The sequence below is a fragment of the Bradyrhizobium daqingense genome (genome assembly GCF_021044685.1).
In the GTDB taxonomy this organism is placed as follows: domain Bacteria; phylum Pseudomonadota; class Alphaproteobacteria; order Rhizobiales; family Xanthobacteraceae; genus Bradyrhizobium; species Bradyrhizobium daqingense.
In genome coordinates, this window is sequence record NZ_CP088014.1 from 2,164,064 (window position 1) to 2,179,845 (window position 15,782).

General features: G+C 65.2%; 15 protein-coding genes. 4 read left to right on the top strand and 11 right to left on the bottom strand.

The genetic code is table 11. The annotated features are described in order from the left end of the window. Positions 1-247: 247 nt before the first annotated feature. Entirely contained in the window at positions 248-1,912 is a 1,665-nt protein-coding gene (locus LPJ38_RS10295; RefSeq protein ID WP_145637757.1) for an L-lactate permease, read from the top strand. A gap of 133 nt (positions 1,913-2,045) precedes the next feature. Further along, positions 2,046-2,444 carry an META domain-containing protein gene (locus LPJ38_RS10300; protein ID WP_145637759.1) on the top strand — a complete coding sequence of 133 codons (399 nt, stop codon included), beginning with the start codon at positions 2,046-2,048 and terminating at the stop codon, positions 2,442-2,444. Positions 2,445-2,593: 149 nt separating this feature from the next. On the opposite strand, the gene LPJ38_RS10305 is transcribed toward LPJ38_RS10300, so the two are convergent. From LPJ38_RS10305 to LPJ38_RS10315, 3 genes are all read right to left on the bottom strand, one after another. After that, complete coding sequence (locus tag LPJ38_RS10305; RefSeq protein ID WP_145637761.1) at positions 2,594-3,805, bottom strand: hypothetical protein; 1,212 nt, start codon at positions 3,803-3,805, stop codon at positions 2,594-2,596. A 144-nt stretch (positions 3,806-3,949) separates the two neighbouring features. Further along, positions 3,950-5,581, bottom strand: coding sequence for a chaperonin GroEL (gene groL / locus LPJ38_RS10310; protein ID WP_145637763.1), 1,632 nt, complete (start codon positions 5,579-5,581; stop codon positions 3,950-3,952). A gap of 110 nt (positions 5,582-5,691) precedes the next feature. Continuing rightward, positions 5,692-5,988, bottom strand: a complete 297-nt coding sequence (locus tag LPJ38_RS10315) for a co-chaperone GroES (RefSeq protein WP_008544107.1) — start codon at positions 5,986-5,988, stop codon at positions 5,692-5,694. 315 nt (positions 5,989-6,303) lie between these two features. Between LPJ38_RS10315 and LPJ38_RS10320 the strand changes: the two genes are divergently transcribed. Next, positions 6,304-6,825, top strand: coding sequence for a hypothetical protein (locus tag LPJ38_RS10320; RefSeq protein ID WP_167520565.1), 522 nt, complete (start codon positions 6,304-6,306; stop codon positions 6,823-6,825). A gap of 161 nt (positions 6,826-6,986) precedes the next feature. Here the strand turns inward: LPJ38_RS10320 and LPJ38_RS10325 are convergent, their stop codons facing one another. Both LPJ38_RS10325 and LPJ38_RS10330 read right to left on the bottom strand, forming a co-directional pair. Further along, a complete protein-coding gene (locus LPJ38_RS10325) occupies positions 6,987-7,772 on the bottom strand; it encodes a protein phosphatase CheZ (RefSeq protein WP_145637767.1) in 786 nt (261 codons plus the stop codon). A 61-nt stretch (positions 7,773-7,833) separates the two neighbouring features. After that, positions 7,834-8,049 (bottom strand): hypothetical protein, encoded by a 216-nt coding sequence (locus LPJ38_RS10330; protein ID WP_145637770.1) that lies wholly within the window; start codon positions 8,047-8,049, stop codon positions 7,834-7,836. Between the two features lie 39 nt (positions 8,050-8,088). Between LPJ38_RS10330 and LPJ38_RS10335 the strand changes: the two genes are divergently transcribed. Next, positions 8,089-8,916 (top strand): L,D-transpeptidase, encoded by an 828-nt coding sequence (locus tag LPJ38_RS10335; RefSeq protein ID WP_145637777.1) that lies wholly within the window; start codon positions 8,089-8,091, stop codon positions 8,914-8,916. Positions 8,917-9,541: 625 nt separating this feature from the next. On the opposite strand, the gene LPJ38_RS10340 is transcribed toward LPJ38_RS10335, so the two are convergent. The 6 genes from LPJ38_RS10340 to LPJ38_RS10365 form a co-directional block, all read right to left on the bottom strand. Next, positions 9,542-10,354, bottom strand: a complete 813-nt coding sequence (locus LPJ38_RS10340; protein WP_145637779.1) for a DUF2076 domain-containing protein — start codon at positions 10,352-10,354, stop codon at positions 9,542-9,544. 125 nt (positions 10,355-10,479) lie between these two features. Beyond that, positions 10,480-11,325: a ChbG/HpnK family deacetylase gene (locus tag LPJ38_RS10345; protein ID WP_145637781.1), complete on the bottom strand. Its 846-nt coding sequence runs from the start codon at positions 11,323-11,325 to the stop codon at positions 10,480-10,482. Continuing rightward, a complete protein-coding gene (locus LPJ38_RS10350) occupies positions 11,322-12,368 on the bottom strand; it encodes a glycosyltransferase family 2 protein (RefSeq protein WP_145637783.1) in 1,047 nt (348 codons plus the stop codon). The genes LPJ38_RS10345 and LPJ38_RS10350 overlap by 4 nt, the downstream gene beginning before the upstream one ends. Positions 12,369-12,466: 98 nt before the next feature. Continuing rightward, complete coding sequence (gene hisG / locus LPJ38_RS10355; RefSeq protein ID WP_145637785.1) at positions 12,467-13,444, bottom strand: ATP phosphoribosyltransferase; 978 nt, start codon at positions 13,442-13,444, stop codon at positions 12,467-12,469. A gap of 3 nt (positions 13,445-13,447) precedes the next feature. Next, positions 13,448-14,599 carry an ATP phosphoribosyltransferase regulatory subunit gene (locus tag LPJ38_RS10360; protein ID WP_145637787.1) on the bottom strand — a complete coding sequence of 384 codons (1,152 nt, stop codon included), beginning with the start codon at positions 14,597-14,599 and terminating at the stop codon, positions 13,448-13,450. Between the two features lie 237 nt (positions 14,600-14,836). Beyond that, positions 14,837-15,592: a 16S rRNA (uracil(1498)-N(3))-methyltransferase gene (locus LPJ38_RS10365; protein WP_145637789.1), complete on the bottom strand. Its 756-nt coding sequence runs from the start codon at positions 15,590-15,592 to the stop codon at positions 14,837-14,839. Between the last annotated feature and the right edge of the window lie 190 nt (positions 15,593-15,782).

Consider the following 15,782-nt stretch of genomic DNA (forward strand, 5'->3'; position numbering starts at 1 on the left):
AAACGGGCGCGCTTAGACTAAAGTCGCAAGATCTGCAAATTGCGTTGGATTGTCGCAGCCCGCAACCTTAGCATGGGCTTCGACGGCCCGGGGCAGGGTGCTCCGGGATTTCTCGCGCTTGTGAGCGGACGGGAACCGCCCGCAGCGCGAGGACTTCGCGTCCAGCTTGGGGTTTACGCTTTTAGCGTCAAGCAGGAACGGCTCTCCACGCGGGCCGCCTGCTGCAACATGCGTGGGGAGAATGACTATGTGGAATCAGATCTATGATCCGCTGAACAGCCCGGTGCTGTCGACCATTGCGGCGGCGGTGCCCGTCGTCATGCTGCTGGTCCTGATCGCGAGCGGCCGCGTCCAGGCCCACATCGCGGCGATCATCGCCGTGATCGTGGCGAACCTGATCACGATCTTCGTCTTCACCATGCCGGCCAACATGTCGATCCGCGCCTCGGTGCTGGGCATCGTCACCGGCTTCTTCCCCATCGGCTGGATCGTCCTCAACGTCATCTTTCTCTACCAGGTGACGGTGAGTACCGGACGCTTCGAACTGCTGAAGCGCGCCGTCGGCGGCGTCACCGAGGACCGGCGGCTGCAATTGCTGCTGATCGCGTTCTCGTTCGGCGCGTTCTTCGAGGGCGCCTCGGGCTTCGGCACGCCGGTCGCGATCACCGGCGCGGTGTTGATCGGGCTCGGCTTCTCGCCGCTCGCAGCGTCCGGCCTGTCGCTGATCGCCAACACCGCGCCGGTCGCCTATGGCGCGCTGGGCACGCCGATCCAGGGCCTTAGCTCTGTCACCGGACTCGATCCCTACATCCTCGGCGCCATGGTCGGCCGGCAATTGCCGGTCTTCTCGCTGATCGTGCCGTTCTGGGTGGTGTGGGCGTTCGCGGGCTGGAGAGGCATGAAGGACGTCTGGCCGGCGATCCTCGTCACGGGCCTCTCGTTCGCCATCCCCCAATTCGTGATCTCGAACTACATCAATCCCTGGATCGTCGACATCGGGGCGTCGCTGATCTCGATGGGGGCGCTGATCCTGTTCCTGAAGGTCTGGCAGCCGAAGCAGCTCTGGCTGTCGCCGGCGCTGCGCGGCCGCGACGAGTCCGCCGCCACCATGGCGGCGGCAAAGCCACTCGACAAGACGCCGCTCACGCAGAGCGAGATGTTCAACGCGCTGTTGCCGTGGATCATCGTCTGCGTCGTGATGCTGATCTGGGGTAACGGCGGCTTCAAGGCCTGGGCGAATTCGATCTTCGTCTGGAACTATCACGTTCCCGAACTGGACCAGATGATCAACAAGGTGCCGCCGGTGGCGGCCAAGCCGACGCCGGAGGCCGCGGTGTTCGGCTTCACCTACCTGTCCTTCACCGGCACGGGCATGTTGATCGCGGCGATCATCTCCGGCTTCCTGATGGGCGTCGGTCCCGGCCGGCTCCTGACCGAGTACGGCCGCACCATCCGGCTGTGCGCGATCTCGCTGATCACGATCTCGGCGATGCTCGCGATCGGCACCTTGACGCGCCTGTCCGGCGTCGACGCGACGCTCGGTCTCGCCTTCGCCGCCACCGGCGTGCTCTATCCCTTCTTCGGCACGCTGCTCGGCTGGCTCGGCGTGGCGCTGACGGGATCGGACACCGCCTCCAACGTGCTGTTCGGAAACCTGCAGAAGATCACCTCCGAACAGCTCGGCCTGTCGCCGATTTTGATGGCTGCGGCGAACTCATCGGGCGGCGTGATGGGCAAGATGATCGACGCGCAGTCGATCGTGGTCGCCTCCACCGCCACCAATTGGTACGGCCATGAGGGCACGATCCTGCGCTTCGTATTCTGGCATTCGATCGTGCTGGCCTGTCTCGTCGGTGTGCTCGTGACGTTGCAGGCCTATGTCTGGCCGTTCACGGCGCTGGTGCTGAAGTAGCGGCCTACGCCAAAGCTGTGATGCAAATCCCCGCGAGGTTCGCCTTGCGGGGATTTTTGCATCTGCACGAACCTTCTCAAGGCCACCGCTGTCTTATAGAAGGTGCGGCAAGTCAGCTCGGTCGAGAGGTCTCATGGTTTCGCGTCTGCGATTGGTGTGTGCGGCGATTGCAATGCTCGCGATGTCCACGCTCGTGCATGCCCAGGAAGGGTTCCCCTTCGGCACCGAGATGACGCTGGAAGCGTTGCCGCAAGCAGGCTCGAAGCGGATTCCGAACATCGAGATCGGCGACAATGGCGAGGTCGTGCTCGAGCTCTGGTGCAAGGGCGGCAAGGGCCAGTTCTCGGTCGCCGGCAACACCGTGATCTTCGTCCCCGGTCAGATCCAGGACCGCAACTGCCCGCCGGCGCGAGCGCAGGCCGATGACGAGCTCGTGGCCGCACTGAGCAGCGTCGAGACCTGGAAGCGTCAGGGCGACATGCTCACGCTGATCGGTCCGAAGCCGCTGCGCTTTCGGACGACGGGCAATTGAAGTCGCAAACAGCGTTCTCGTGTCCCGGACGCGGTGCGGCACGAAGTGACGCTCCGCAGAGCCGGGACCCAGACTCTGTCTACAATCCAGTGTGTGGCTTCGGGGCCCCAGCGCGCAGCGCTTCGCGCCAGTCCGGGGCGCGGCGTGCGTCATTTCCACACCGACTTGTCGGCGTCCCAGTGCTGGCCCTTCAGCTCCTTGGCAAGTGCCTCGATCGAGCCGTTGTCGTCGGGCAGCGCGCCTTCTTCGTCCGGACTGGCATCGTCGGATAGATTGAGCTTGGCGCCGCTGCTTTCATCGGCCGTGGTCGTCGCGGGGCTGCCGATCCAGAGCATGAGCTTGTCGGTCGTGCCGGGCTTGTCGGGCGAGACCAGCCCTGCGACGTCGATCGTGTCGGTCAGACCGAGCGCGGGGAAATCCTGGTTCGGCCGCTTGAACACGAGCTTGAGCTTGCCGGTGGCGGGGTTGAAGCTTTGTGACACCGGCTTTGCCGCGAGCGTGGTGCTCAGCACGCCCGCGACGGCCGAGGCGAGTTTGTCCTTGTTGATCTTGTCGCCGTCGCGCCAATCCGCGGCGGGGATGCGGATCGTGCGGTCCATCTCGGTCATGCCAGCGGTCCAGCCCGCGGCGGTGACGCCGGGCATCGCCTTGAACTTGGCGAGCAGCGCGCCCGCGCGCTCCGGATCGACCGACATGTTGATGGTCTGCTCGCCGGCGCGGAGCGCATCGCAGCCGACATTGAGGCTCGCCAGCGTCACCTCGACGTCCTGGCCCTTCAGGCTCTTCAGGAAGTCGGTCGCCACATCGAGCTTGACCTTGACCGCGATCGCCTCCGGCGAGACGTCGGTGAAATCCTTCGGCTGCGGCGTGATGCCGTCGTCGGAGGTCTGGCTGTCCAGAAACTCCTTCTCGCTGAGATCGGAATTGTCGGGTGAGGTGACTTCGGTCACCACTTGGCCGATGCTGATCTGGCCGCGGAATTCGAACATGTCGCCGGCCTGCTTGCGCGTCAGCTTGACGCTGACGGGTGCCTTCGCACCGATGCTTTGTGTCGTACCCGTCAGGTTCTGGCCGGCGACCTGGAGATTGACGACGAAGCGGTCCTTGCGGTCGGAATTCTTCGCGACGGGGTAGCAGACGTCGAGCACGGCCGCCGTGAGCGTCTTGCCCTGGCGCGTCTCCTTCAGGATCACGTCGGCATTGCCGTCCATTAGCCCGTCGATCGAGGTGAAATAGCGCGTCTCGGCGCCGCCGGGCGTCGTGGCCTTCGGCGACAGCTTCATCTGGGCGGATGCAGGATGTTGCGAGGTGGCAAGCAGAGCCGCCAGGACAAATGCCGGGCAAACCAGAAGCGCGCGCATCGACGAAACCCTCGATCAATAGAATCGGCGCGCCACCGTAGTGGGTTTTGGCTGCCGGTTGAATCGGAAAGCGAAAGGGCAGGGTCGGCAAAAAAGAAGGCCGCCCGGAGGCGGCCTTCACAATGCTGCAATGGAAGAAGAGGCTCAGAAGCCGCCCATGCCGCCGCCGGCCGGCATGGCGGGCGGGGCTTCCTTCTTCGGCATCTCGGCGACCATGGCCTCTGTGGTGACCAGGAGGCCGGCGACGGAGGAGGCGTCCTGGAGCGCGGTGCGCACCACCTTGGCCGGATCGATGATGCCCTTCTCGACCATGTCGACATAGGCCTCGTTCTGGGCGTCGAAGCCGAAGGTCTCGGACTTGTTCTCCAGGATCTTGCCGACGACGATCGAGCCTTCGATGCCGGCGTTCTCGGAGATCTGGCGGACCGGGGCTTCCAGCGCCTTCAGCACGATGTTGATGCCGGCCTGGACGTCGGCATTGTCGTTGGAGAGGCGGCCGACCGCCTTCTTGGCGCGCAGCAGCGCGACGCCGCCGCCGGGAACGATGCCTTCCTGCACCGCGGCGCGGGTGGCGTTGAGGGCGTCCTCGACGCGGTCCTTCTTCTCCTTGACCTCGATCTCGGTCGCACCGCCGACGCGGATCACCGCGACGCCGCCGGCGAGCTTGGCGAGGCGCTCCTGCAGCTTCTCGCGGTCGTAGTCCGAGGTGGTCTCCTCGATCTGCGCCTTGATCTGGCCGACGCGCGCCTCGATGTCGGGCTTCTTGCCGGCGCCGTTGACGATCGTGGTGTTCTCCTTGTCGATCACCACCTTCTTGGCCCGGCCGAGCATCTTCACCGTGACGTTCTCGAGCTTGATGCCGAGTTCCTCGGAGATGAGCTGGCCGCCGGTGAGGATCGCGAGGTCCTCGAGCATGGCCTTGCGGCGATCGCCGAAGCCCGGCGCCTTGACGGCCGCGACCTTGAGGCCGCCACGCAGGCGGTTGACGACCAGCGTGGCCAGCGCCTCGCCTTCGACGTCCTCGGCGATGATGACGAGCGGCTTGCCCGACTGCACCACGGCTTCGAGCACCGGCAACATGGCCTGCAGGCCCGAGAGCTTCTTCTCGTGCAGGAGGATGTAGGCGTCCTCCAGCTCGGCGGTCATCTTCTCGGCGTTGGTGACGAAGTAGGGCGACAGATAGCCGCGGTCGAACTTCATGCCCTCGACGATGTCGACCTCGGTGTCGAGCGACTTGTTCTCCTCGACGGTAATGACGCCCTCGTTGCCGACCTTCTGCATCGCCTGGGCGATCATCTTGCCGATGGCGGCATCGCCGTTGGCCGAGATGGTGCCGACCTGGGCGACCTCGGAGGAGGCGGCGACCGGCTTGGCGCGCTTCTCGATGTCCTTGATCACGGCCGCAACCGCGCTGTCGATGCCGCGCTTGAGATCCATCGGGTTCATGCCGGCGGCAACCGCCTTGGCGCCTTCGCGCACGATGGCCTGGGCCAGCACGGTCGCGGTGGTGGTGCCGTCGCCGGCGAGGTCGTTGGTCTTGGAGGCGACCTCACGCACCATCTGGGCGCCCATGTTCTCGAACTTGTCCTCGAGCTCGATCTCCTTGGCGACGGTGACGCCGTCCTTGGTGATGCGGGGCGCGCCGAAGCTCTTCTCGATGACGACGTTGCGGCCCTTGGGGCCGAGCGTCACCTTGACGGCGTTGGCGAGAATGTCGACGCCGCGCAGCATGCGATCGCGCGCGTCTCCGGAAAACTTGACGTCTTTGGCAGCCATTTCTGCAATCCCTCGTGTTTCGTGATGTGTCTTGCCGCTGGTTCGGAACGATGGATGCCCGGATCGTCCGATCCGGGCATGACATTCAGCGGCTGTTCAGGCGGACGGCCTTAGGCCAGAACGCCCATGATGTCCGACTCCTTCATGATCAGGAGCTCTTCATTGTCGATCTTGACCTCGGTGCCCGACCACTTGCCGAACAGCACGCGGTCGCCGACCTTGAGGTCGATCGGGATCAGCTTGCCGGTCTCGTCGCGGCCGCCGGGGCCGACGGCGACGATTTCGCCCTGGGACGGCTTTTCCTTGGCGGTGTCGGGAATGATGATGCCGCCCTTGGTCTTTTCCTCGGCGTCGATACGTTTGACCACGACACGGTCATGCAGCGGACGAAATTTGGATTTAGCCATGACGTTTCCCTTTGGAGGCTCGCTTCGGAAGTAGTGGAAGTGGGTGGGGCGGCGCTTCCGTCCAACCTCTCCCCGAGGACCGAACGGCGCGCTTAGCAATCGGGCTTTCCGAGTGCTAATAGTGCGCCCGGAAATATGGCTTGGCCGCGATCCTGTCAAGCAAAGGTGGTTAAGCGATTGTTGAGGCGGATATAGGATGGTGGCATCGGAAACTCGTTCGGGGCATCGGCGTATCAAAGGACGTCATTGCTCCGGCATCGATTTTGCGCTTGGCTGCGGGAGGGGTGCGGCCGTGGTCTTGTTGGGGGGAATGCCATGATCAGTTCAGCTCGCGCGCGCACGGTGGCCAATCTTGCCGCCGCCTCCTGTCTGGCGCTGCTGCTGGGCGCCTGCGGTGGCGGCTTCAGCCTGCCGTCCTTGACGTCCTCTCCGCCGCCGCCCGCGGCCGAACCGGGAGTTGCTCCCGAAATGCCCGCAACGATCCGCGCCGACGAGATCGTCGGCCGCTGGGGTCTCGCCTCGTTCCAGAACCCGGCCGATCGCGCCCGTACCGAAGCGGCGGCCAGGGCCCAGTGCAGGAATCCCTATGTGATCACCGCCGGTTCCTCCGGCGGCGTGATCATGCATCTGGCCGACCAGGCGACGCCGCAGGAGCTGCGGCTGAAGGGCTCGCCCAGCGGCAAGAACTACATTGGGCCCGCTGGTCCCACCCCCGGCGACCAGGACCGCGAGATCGTCTCCTTCGACGGCCGCGTGCTGATCACCCGCTTCATCGACAAGGACGCCGCGGTCCGTTACGGCAACATGGTCTACGTCCGCTGCGCGCCTCGGGCGTGATAATCGTTTCCGTCATTCCGGGGCGCGCGAAGCGCGAACCCGGAATCTCGAGATTCCGGGTTCGGTCCTGCGGACCGCCCCGGAATGACAGAGTGAGATAAATCCCCAAAACAAAAACGCCGGCCCGGGGCCGGCGTTTTGCTTTTCCGTATGCTCTCCGCTCAGTCGAACAGCGCGTCGATGTCGTCCTGCGAGGCATGGCCGACGTCGCCGGCAAGCTTCGGGCCGTTGAGAAGCTTCTCTTCTTCGGTGCGGTTGTCGACATGCGCATGTGCGGGCACATGGGCCTTGATCGCGTCGACGCCGCCCCAGATCTCCATCATCGCATTGATGTGCTGCTCGATGAACTTCATCGTGCCCATGACCTTGCTGATGCGCTGGCCGGTCAGGTCCTGGAAGTTGCAGGCTTCGAAGATCGAGATGACGCGCTCCTGGATATCGTCGGCGAGCCGCTTCTGCTGATCGGCCGATTGCACCTTGGACATCGCGCTGGCCGCCTGGTCGATCGATTCGGCGGCTTCGAGAATCTGCTGGGTCGCCTGCTCGGTGCCGCCGACGACCGCGCCGAGCTCGCCATTGACCTTGGCCATCTCGCCGCCGTCGAAGCTCTTGCCGTGCAGCGTCGCGATCTCGCGCTTGGTGCGATCGATGGCGTCGTGGATGAGGTCGAGTTCGACCTTCAGCTTCTCGCACTGCTCGATCTGCGCACGATAGGTATCGAGCATGGTGCGGGCTTCGGCAAGCTCGTGTGCCGTGGAGGCGTCGATCGCCGCCATGGCAGCGCTGCCGGACAAGGGCACGGAGCCCTTCGCCATCTGTGCACGGATCGCACGCAGCTCGGCCATGATCTCGCTATGCATCGGAGTCGCCTCTTCGGTTACGTCGAGAATGGGCATCTCGCCACCGGCGATATCTTCGACACGGAAACGCTTGCGGTGAACAGCCATCAGAAAACTCCCCCCACCTCACTCACGCGTCTTTGTAGGCAGAAGCGATTTAACACGAAGTTCACAGCCGGAACTGTTGTGCTTGCGTCGCGCGACGCTGCGCAAAGAAGCGATTAACCATGGCCGTGCGGCGTTCACCGAAAATAAACGCTGATCGCCGAATTGGCCCGCGCCCGACGACGTGGTGAATCAAAACGGCTGATACGTTTACCAAACAAAACGGCTTTTGCCTTTTATTGACCACGTCGCGGCGGTCGATCAGCCAGGCGCCTTCCACGACGCATGTGATCTAGACGAAACAGTACAGAGTACGTCGATGTTCAAGAAAATGTCTGTCGCGCTGCTCGGCAGCGCTTGCACCTTCATGGCCGGCGCGAACGGCGCCAGCGCCTTCGACAACACGGTGCCGAACGATCCGCCTGCAGTGCTCTACGCGCCGCAAGTGCCGCCGGCGCCGGTACGTGTCGCCTCCAACGCGAACCTGGGCGGCGGCTTCATCGAGTTCCTGTTCGGCGACGGCCCGGGCCGCGGTCCGGCCTATGCGCCGGAGCGACCGGTGTATCAGCAGCAGCCGGCCTATTACGACCAGCGCCGTCTGCCGCCGATGGGCGAGCCGCAGATGCAAGGCGGGTATCAACAAGGCGGATATCAGCAAGGCGCGCTCCAGCAGGACGCGGTCGATCCGCGGCAGCGTCCATTCGATCCGAAGTTCGAGAAGCAACTCGTCGACTATGGCGGCAGGGAAAGCCCCGGCACGATCGTGGTCGATACGCCGAACAAGTTCCTCTATCTCGTCGAGGGTAACGGCCGGGCGATGCGCTACGGCATCGGCGTGGGCCGTCCCGGCTTCACCTGGTCCGGCGTGAAATCGATCACGGCCAAGCGCGAATGGCCGGCCTGGACGCCGCCGGCGGAAATGCTCGCGCGCCGCCCCGACCTTCCGAGGCACATGGAAGGCGGCCCGGAAAATCCGCTCGGGGCGCGCGCGATGTATCTCGGCTCGACGCTCTACCGCATCCACGGCTCCAACGAGCCCTGGACCATCGGCACCAACGTCTCCTCCGGCTGCATCCGCATGCGCAACGAGGACGTCATCGACCTCTACGGCCGCGTCAATGTCGGCACCAAGGTCGTGGTGATGTGAGGCGCCACACGCTCGATGCGGGCCTCAACTCGGCATTCCCGCCGGGTGGGCGGCATCGAAGGCGTGCGTGCCTCCGGCGTACGCCTCAGCCGGGTCTAAACTCGCTGGCGGTGCCGCGACCCCAGCCGCGGGGCAACGGAGCAGCGCCGACGAGTTGACGGATGGGAATGCGGTGCGCCAGCGGAGCGGTTCAACCGCAGTGCCGACAGCTCCGCCTTCCTAACACGTTCGTGCAATCCTTCCAGCTCGCACAATTCGGTGATGAGATGTGTCGTAGCGTCGGTCAAGGTTGCAATGCGCTGCTGAAGTGAACTCATCATTAAACCCCCGACTATAGCCAAGAACGGCAGGGTGTGTGGCATGAGCAATGTGTTCTTCGAGTTGAACACCCATGTCCGCATTTGGAAATCCGGGACTCTACGGCCGCGCGTGTCAGAAGGCGGATTCGCTTTTCATGGTGAACTTAGGCACGTCGGGCAACGTCAGCTCAGTGAAGTCCAATAGCGCACGCATTAGTCATACTATATCGAACGGCTTCGCCTGCATGTGGCAAAGGCAGTTGAGCTACGCGCAAAAGAAAACGGCCGCCGAGAAGGCGGCCGTTCCACATCTACGGGATGATTGCTCACGCGTAATCGCTGCCGCCATCGTCGTCGCCGCCAAAGTCGCTGTCGGCCACGTCCATGTTGTCACCGTTATCGTCGTAGTGCTGATCGTTGTTGTTCCGATCGTCGTTCGACGCCTGGTCGAAGAAGCCCTGGCGGGAATCGCCCTTGGAGCCGATGTCGTTGAGGCCGGCGTCGCGCGCCAGCGATCCGCTGGACTCGTCGCTGCCGCCCCAGGGGCTTCCGCCAGCGCTGCGGTCGCCGAGCGCATTGGTGTCGCCAAAAGCCTGCTGATGCGATCCGCCCATCATGCCGCGGATGCTGGACAGCAGCAGCGAGCCGCCGACCACGCCAGCGGCGGCCGCCGCTGCCGTGCCGAGGAACGAGCCGCCACCACCGCCGGCCGGGGGCGCGCCCTGGCCGGGACCTTGGCCGTAAGCCTGTCCGTAAGGCGGCTGACCATAACCCGGCTGGGTCTGCTGCATGGCCTGGCCGGTATTCCACATGGGCCGCTGCTCGCGCGGCGGCACGTTTGGAACCGAGCCGCGGGATGGGCCGCCGCCGAACAGCGTGTCACGCATGGTGTCGAGAAAGCCGCCGGACTGCGGCTGCTCGGGCGCTTGCCCCGCTTCCAGCTCCTGGATGCGGTTATGGGCCCGCTTCAGCGCTTCATCCTGCAACAGCGTGGTCTGCACCAGCGCGTAGATCGCGCCGGGCGCCTTGCGCAGCCCCTCGGAGATCGCTGCGGTCGCATCGGGATCGCGCGGTGCATTCTCCAGCTTTGAAAGCCGGTCGAAAAGGTCGTCAACGAGCTGGCGTTCCTGCGGCGTCATGATCTCTCTCCTTCGCGCAAAACCAAGCGCGCAGGAGATGTAGGGTTCCATTGTGGCCCCAACAGTGCCGGCCGGATTAAATTTCGGTATGCGACAAGCTGCCTCGCAAGCTGCTTTGACCGGTGTCACACGAGCGTGACGCCACTGTCTGCCAACAGACGTGGGAAGGCATCGCCGGCGAGATAGGCGTGCTCGCGTTCGCGAACCTCCGTCATCGGGTCGAGGCCGACGAGGACATCGTCGACGAAGCCGGGGTGGCACATCACGAGACCGCCGTCCGGCAGGTCTTCGAGGAATTGCCGCATCGACGTGCCGAAGTCGGTCGTCCGCGTGAAGTCGTAAGCGCCGGCGAAGGCCGGATTGAAGCTGAGGCCGGCAGCGCCGGCGCGGCGGCGGAACGGCGCGCTGAGGATGTCGAGCAACAGCGCCTTTGGTGAGGCCAGCCTCTGTGTGAGTGGCAGATTGCGCCCGCCCTGGCGCACCCAGGCCCGTGGCGCGCCGTCGCTGACGGCATCGACGAAGCCGTCGCGCACTTGCGGAAAGAGCTGCACATGCTGGTGTCCGTCGACGAAGTCGGGCGCGCGTCCGAATGCTTCCATGAAGGCGGTCAGCTGCGCCTTCACCTCGTTGCGGATGAATTCGCGGTCGAGCCGCCGCGTCAAGCCGGCGCGCAGCAGTTTTGGAAACGGCATGAACATGTCGCCGTCCAGAGGACGGAAGTGCATGGTCAGCGGCCGAAACGGCGCCGACAGCGTCACGTGCAATCCTATCGCGCAGCGCGGGCTCGACTTGGCTGCCGCGTCCAGCGCCTCGATCTCGCCGCGCCCGATCGCAGGTCCCACCATCATCACCGAGGTCGCGTTGAGGCGGCCGCGTTCGATCAGGTCGCGGATGGCGCGGTTGACGCCCGGGCTCATGCCGTAATCGTCGGCGCAGAGCCAGATTCGCCGCAGGCCTGCGGCCGCATTCATTCGGCCGCCGTCCTCTTCGAGGCGTCCTCCGCGTTGTCGGTCTCGAAGTGCTTTTCGCTGTGCTCGGCTACGAAGTAGATCGGGCGCGCCTTCAGCTCGGACAGGATCTTGCCGATATATTCGCCGACGATGCCGATCATGATGAGCTGCACGCCGCCGATCGTCATCAGGCCGATCACGAGCGAGGGATAGCCGGGCACCTGCTTGCCGGTGGTGAACACCTCCCACAGGATCGAAAGGCCGAACAGGAAGGCGCCTCCGGCGAGAATGACGCCGAGCAGGCTGGCGAAGCGCAGCGGTGCCACCGAGAACGAGGTCAGGCCCTCGATCGACAGGCCGAGCAGGCTGGCAGCGTTGAAAGTGGTGACGCCATGGGCGCGCGCTGCCGGTTCGTAGTCGACGCGGATCTGGCGGAAGCCGATCCAACTTGCCAGTCCCTTGAAGAAGCGGTTGCGCTCCGGCAATTGCCGCAGGGCGGCGACCGCGCGCGGCGAGAGCAGGCGGAAGTCGCCGGCGTCCTCCGGAATCTTCTGCCGCGCGCCCCAATTGATCAGCGCGTAGAAGCCGTGCACGGCGACGCGGCGCAGGAAGGGCTCGTTGTCGCGATGCGCCTTGGCGGTGTAGACGACGTCGTAGCCATCATCGATCCAGTGCCGCACCAGCTGCTCGACCAGAGCCGGCGGATGCTGGCCGTCACCGTCCATGAACATGACGGCGCCGAGCCGGGCATGGTCGAGGCCGGCCATCAGCGCCGCCTCCTTGCCGAAATTGCGCGAGAGCGAGACCACCTGGACGCCGAGCGCGTCGGCCGGAAGGCTGCGGGCGATCGACAGCGTCGCATCCTTGCTGCCGTCATCGACATAGACGACCTCGCAAGCCAGCCGATAGCGCTGGCGCAATGTTTTCGCGAGCTCACAGATCCGTTGGTGCAGAGCGGCAAGGCCCGCCGCCTCGTTGTAGATGGGGACGACAATCGACAACCCCTTCGCGGCGGCGCCGGCCGCTGTGGTCGTCATGCCGGATACGTCAGAGCCCAGCGTCATCGATCAAGGTTCCAGATGCCTTCAGGTCTTCTCGACAGCATATGGTAGCTGCCGTTTGCTGTCGCTACGCTGAACGAAACTGCTCAACAACTCCGGGCTCACCGCCGCAGGAACGCCTCGAGCTTGGCGAACAGCGGATTCTCCCGGTCGAACACGTAGTCGAGCGACACCACCGAAACGGTCTCGGCGCCATGCTCGCGCAGGAAGCTCGCCAGCGCGTAGAGCTGCCCCGGCGGGCAGTGCAGCGTCAACATGCCTGACGAGGTCGGTCCGCCGAACGGGGCCTCGACGCCGAACCGGCTATGGGCTTCGCCGAGCAGGGCGGCGTCGCACTGCCGGAAACGGGTGCGGACCTCGCGATATTTGTTGGCTCGCGCCCGCGCGGCGATGTGATCGAGGATGATGCGCGCGGTCTCCCGCGCCTGCGGCGACCAGTCGGCGTCTTTCGAGGCGACCAGATTGGCCTGGCTGCGCAGGATCACGCCGTCGTCGAGCACCCGCAAGCCATTGGCGGCGAGCGTGGCGCCGGTCGTGGTGATGTCGACGATCAGCTCGGCGCTACCGGCCGCAGGCGCCCCTTCGGTCGCGCCAGCACTTTCGACGATGCGGTAATCGGTGATGCCGTGGCTCTGGAAGAAGGCGCGGGTGAGGTTGATGAACTTGGTCGCGACCCGCATCCGCATGTGATGCTGCTCGCGGAAGCCGGTGGTGACGTCGTCGAGGTCGGCCATGGTGCGGACGTCGATCCACGCCTGCGGCACCGCGACGACGACGTCGGCATAGCCGAAGCCGAGCCCTTCGATCAGGGATACCCGTTTGTCGGCATCGGCGATGGTTTCGCGCACCAGGTCTTCGCCGGTGACGCCGAGATGCGCAAAGCCGCGCGACAATTGCGAGGCGATCTCGCTCGCGGAGAGATAGGCGATCTCGACATTGTCGAGGCCGGCGATCGTGCCGCGATAGTCGCGGGCTCCGCCGGCCTTGGACAGCTTGAGCCCGGCGCGGGCGAAGAACGCTTCGGTATTTTCCTGAAGGCGGCCCTTGGAGGGAACGGCCAGAACGAATGGCGCGCTCATGGCTTAAGCTCCCACCTTGCGGCCGATCCTGGTCAGCGCGTCCACCCAGACCGAGAAGCCGACCGCGGGGATCGGCTCGACTGATCCGAGCTGGGTCATCAGTCCGTCATAGCGGCCCCCGGCGACCAGCGGCTCTGCACCATTGCCCGTGTGGTGCAGCTCGAATTCGAAGCCGGTGTAATAGTCGAGCCCACGTCCGAACGCGGTAGAAAAGCGCGCCAGCTTCACGTCGATGCCGCGTGCCGCCAAGAAGCCGACCCGGCTCTCGAACTGGTCGATCGCGGCGGTGAGATCGAGCTTGGCGTCAGCGGTGAGTGCGCGCAGCTCCGCGACGGCGTCGTCGGGATTGCCCGATATCGACAGGAAGCGCTTGAGCACGGTGATCGCCTCGCGCGGCAGCGCGCCGCCCTTGAGGGTCGATTGCTCGAGGAAGCGGTCGGCGATCTCGGCCGTGGTGCGGCCGCCGACATTGGTGGTGCCGGCGATCGACATCAGATCGGTGACGAAGGCCAGCGCCGCCTTGCGATCGGAGCCGGCGAGCGCGGCGAGCACGCCCTCATATTCGCTGCGGGTTGCGGTGGTCGCGGCCGCCAGGCGCTCCAGATCCTGCTCCAGGCTGATCTTGCGGTTGAAATCCTTGATCAGGCGGCGGCGCCAGACTGGATAGAGATCGAGCGCGTCGAGCAGGGCATTGAACAGCGCGACATCGCCGGTGCGGATCTCGACGTCGTTGACGCCGAAGGCGGCAGTCGCTTCGAGCGCCAGCGCCAGCATCTCGGCGTCCGCCGCGGCGCGGTCCTGGCGGCCGAAGGATTCGATGCCGGCCTGGAGGAATTCGCTGGCTTGGCCGCTACGGTAACGAAACACCGGACCGAGATAGCTGAACCCGGCCGGCTGGCCGGCGCGGGTTGAGGCGAGGTAATCGCGCGCCACGGGAATGGTCAGGTCCGGACGCAGGCAGAGTTCCTCGCCGGAGAGGTCCGTGGTCAGGTAGAGGCTCTTGCGGATATCTTCGCCGGAGAGGTCGAGGAACGGCTCGGCCGGCTGCAGGATCGCAGGCTCCGCCCTGACATACCCCGCCTGCGCGAACGACAAGAGCAGCGTATCCGCCCAGGCGGCGGAGCCGGCAGCATTTGAGGTGGCAGTCGTGGTCATAACGGGGTCCATCGTCCCGGTGGAACCGGGCAGGGAGGGAAGTTGCGCAGCCCTTAGCATGGCCGCTAGGCGGTTTCGACCTCCAAAGGATCAATCGCTTAACAGGGGGCAATTCACCGTTTCACCGTCATGGCCGGGCTTGTGCCGGCCATCCACGCCTTGCTGCCGGCACATAGAACGTGGATGCCCGGGACAAGCCCGGGCATGACGACCTCCCCGTTGGATTGCGGACCGAAGCTAACCCATTCTGCCGCCCCAATCGCCGAGGACTGCCTGCACCAGCGTCAAGGCCGCCACGGCGGCGGTATCGGCCCGCATGATCCGGGGTCCCAGCGCCAGCCGCAGGATCTTCGGCTGCCGCAGCAGCAGCGCGCGCTCCTCCTCGGCGAAGCCGCCTTCGGGGCCGATCAGCACGTCAATACCCTGGTCGGCCGCGCGCGCACCTTGCAGGCTCTGGATGGGATCTTCGACCTCCGCCGCCTCGTCGCAGAAGATCAGCAGGCGGTCGCCCGGCCGCTGGCTGAGGAAGCGCTCCAGCGCCACCGGCTCGGCGACGGTGGCAAGGCTCAGAATGCCGCATTGCTCGGCCGCCTCGACGACATTGGCGCGCATCCGCTCGGTGTTGACCCGGGAAGCCTGGGTGAACCGGGTCAGGACCGGCTGAAGCCTTGCCGCGCCCATCTCGATGGCCTTCTGCACCGTGTAGTCGAGCCGGGCATGCTTGAGCGGGGCGAAGACGTAGGCGAGGTCGGCAAGCCGGTCCTGGGCCCGGGTCTGCTGGAGGATGACGAGGCCATCCGGGCGCTTGCGGCCCTCAATGGCCGCCTGCCACTCGCCGTCGCGGCCGTTGAAGGCCAGGACCTCGGCCCCGGCGGCCAGCCGCAGCACATTACCGAGATAATTGCTCTGGTCGCGGTCAAGCGGGACCCGGGCGTCCTGGGCGAGGGGGGCGTCGACGAACAGGCGGGGGGCGCGGAAATCGTGGGCAGGCATCGTCAAAGGTCCGATTTGCCGCCGTTCTTAACCGAAAGCCGTAGTTTTGGGGGTAAATATTGCCAGAATGGTGCGTCCCAGCGCCGCGCTCTTGCCCAATTCCACGGGTTGTTAAGCGTCGGCGGGAATCGTAAAAACGCGAACACGTTGGTTGCGCTTCAATTGGGAAGGCGCCGAACCCGTAAGATCC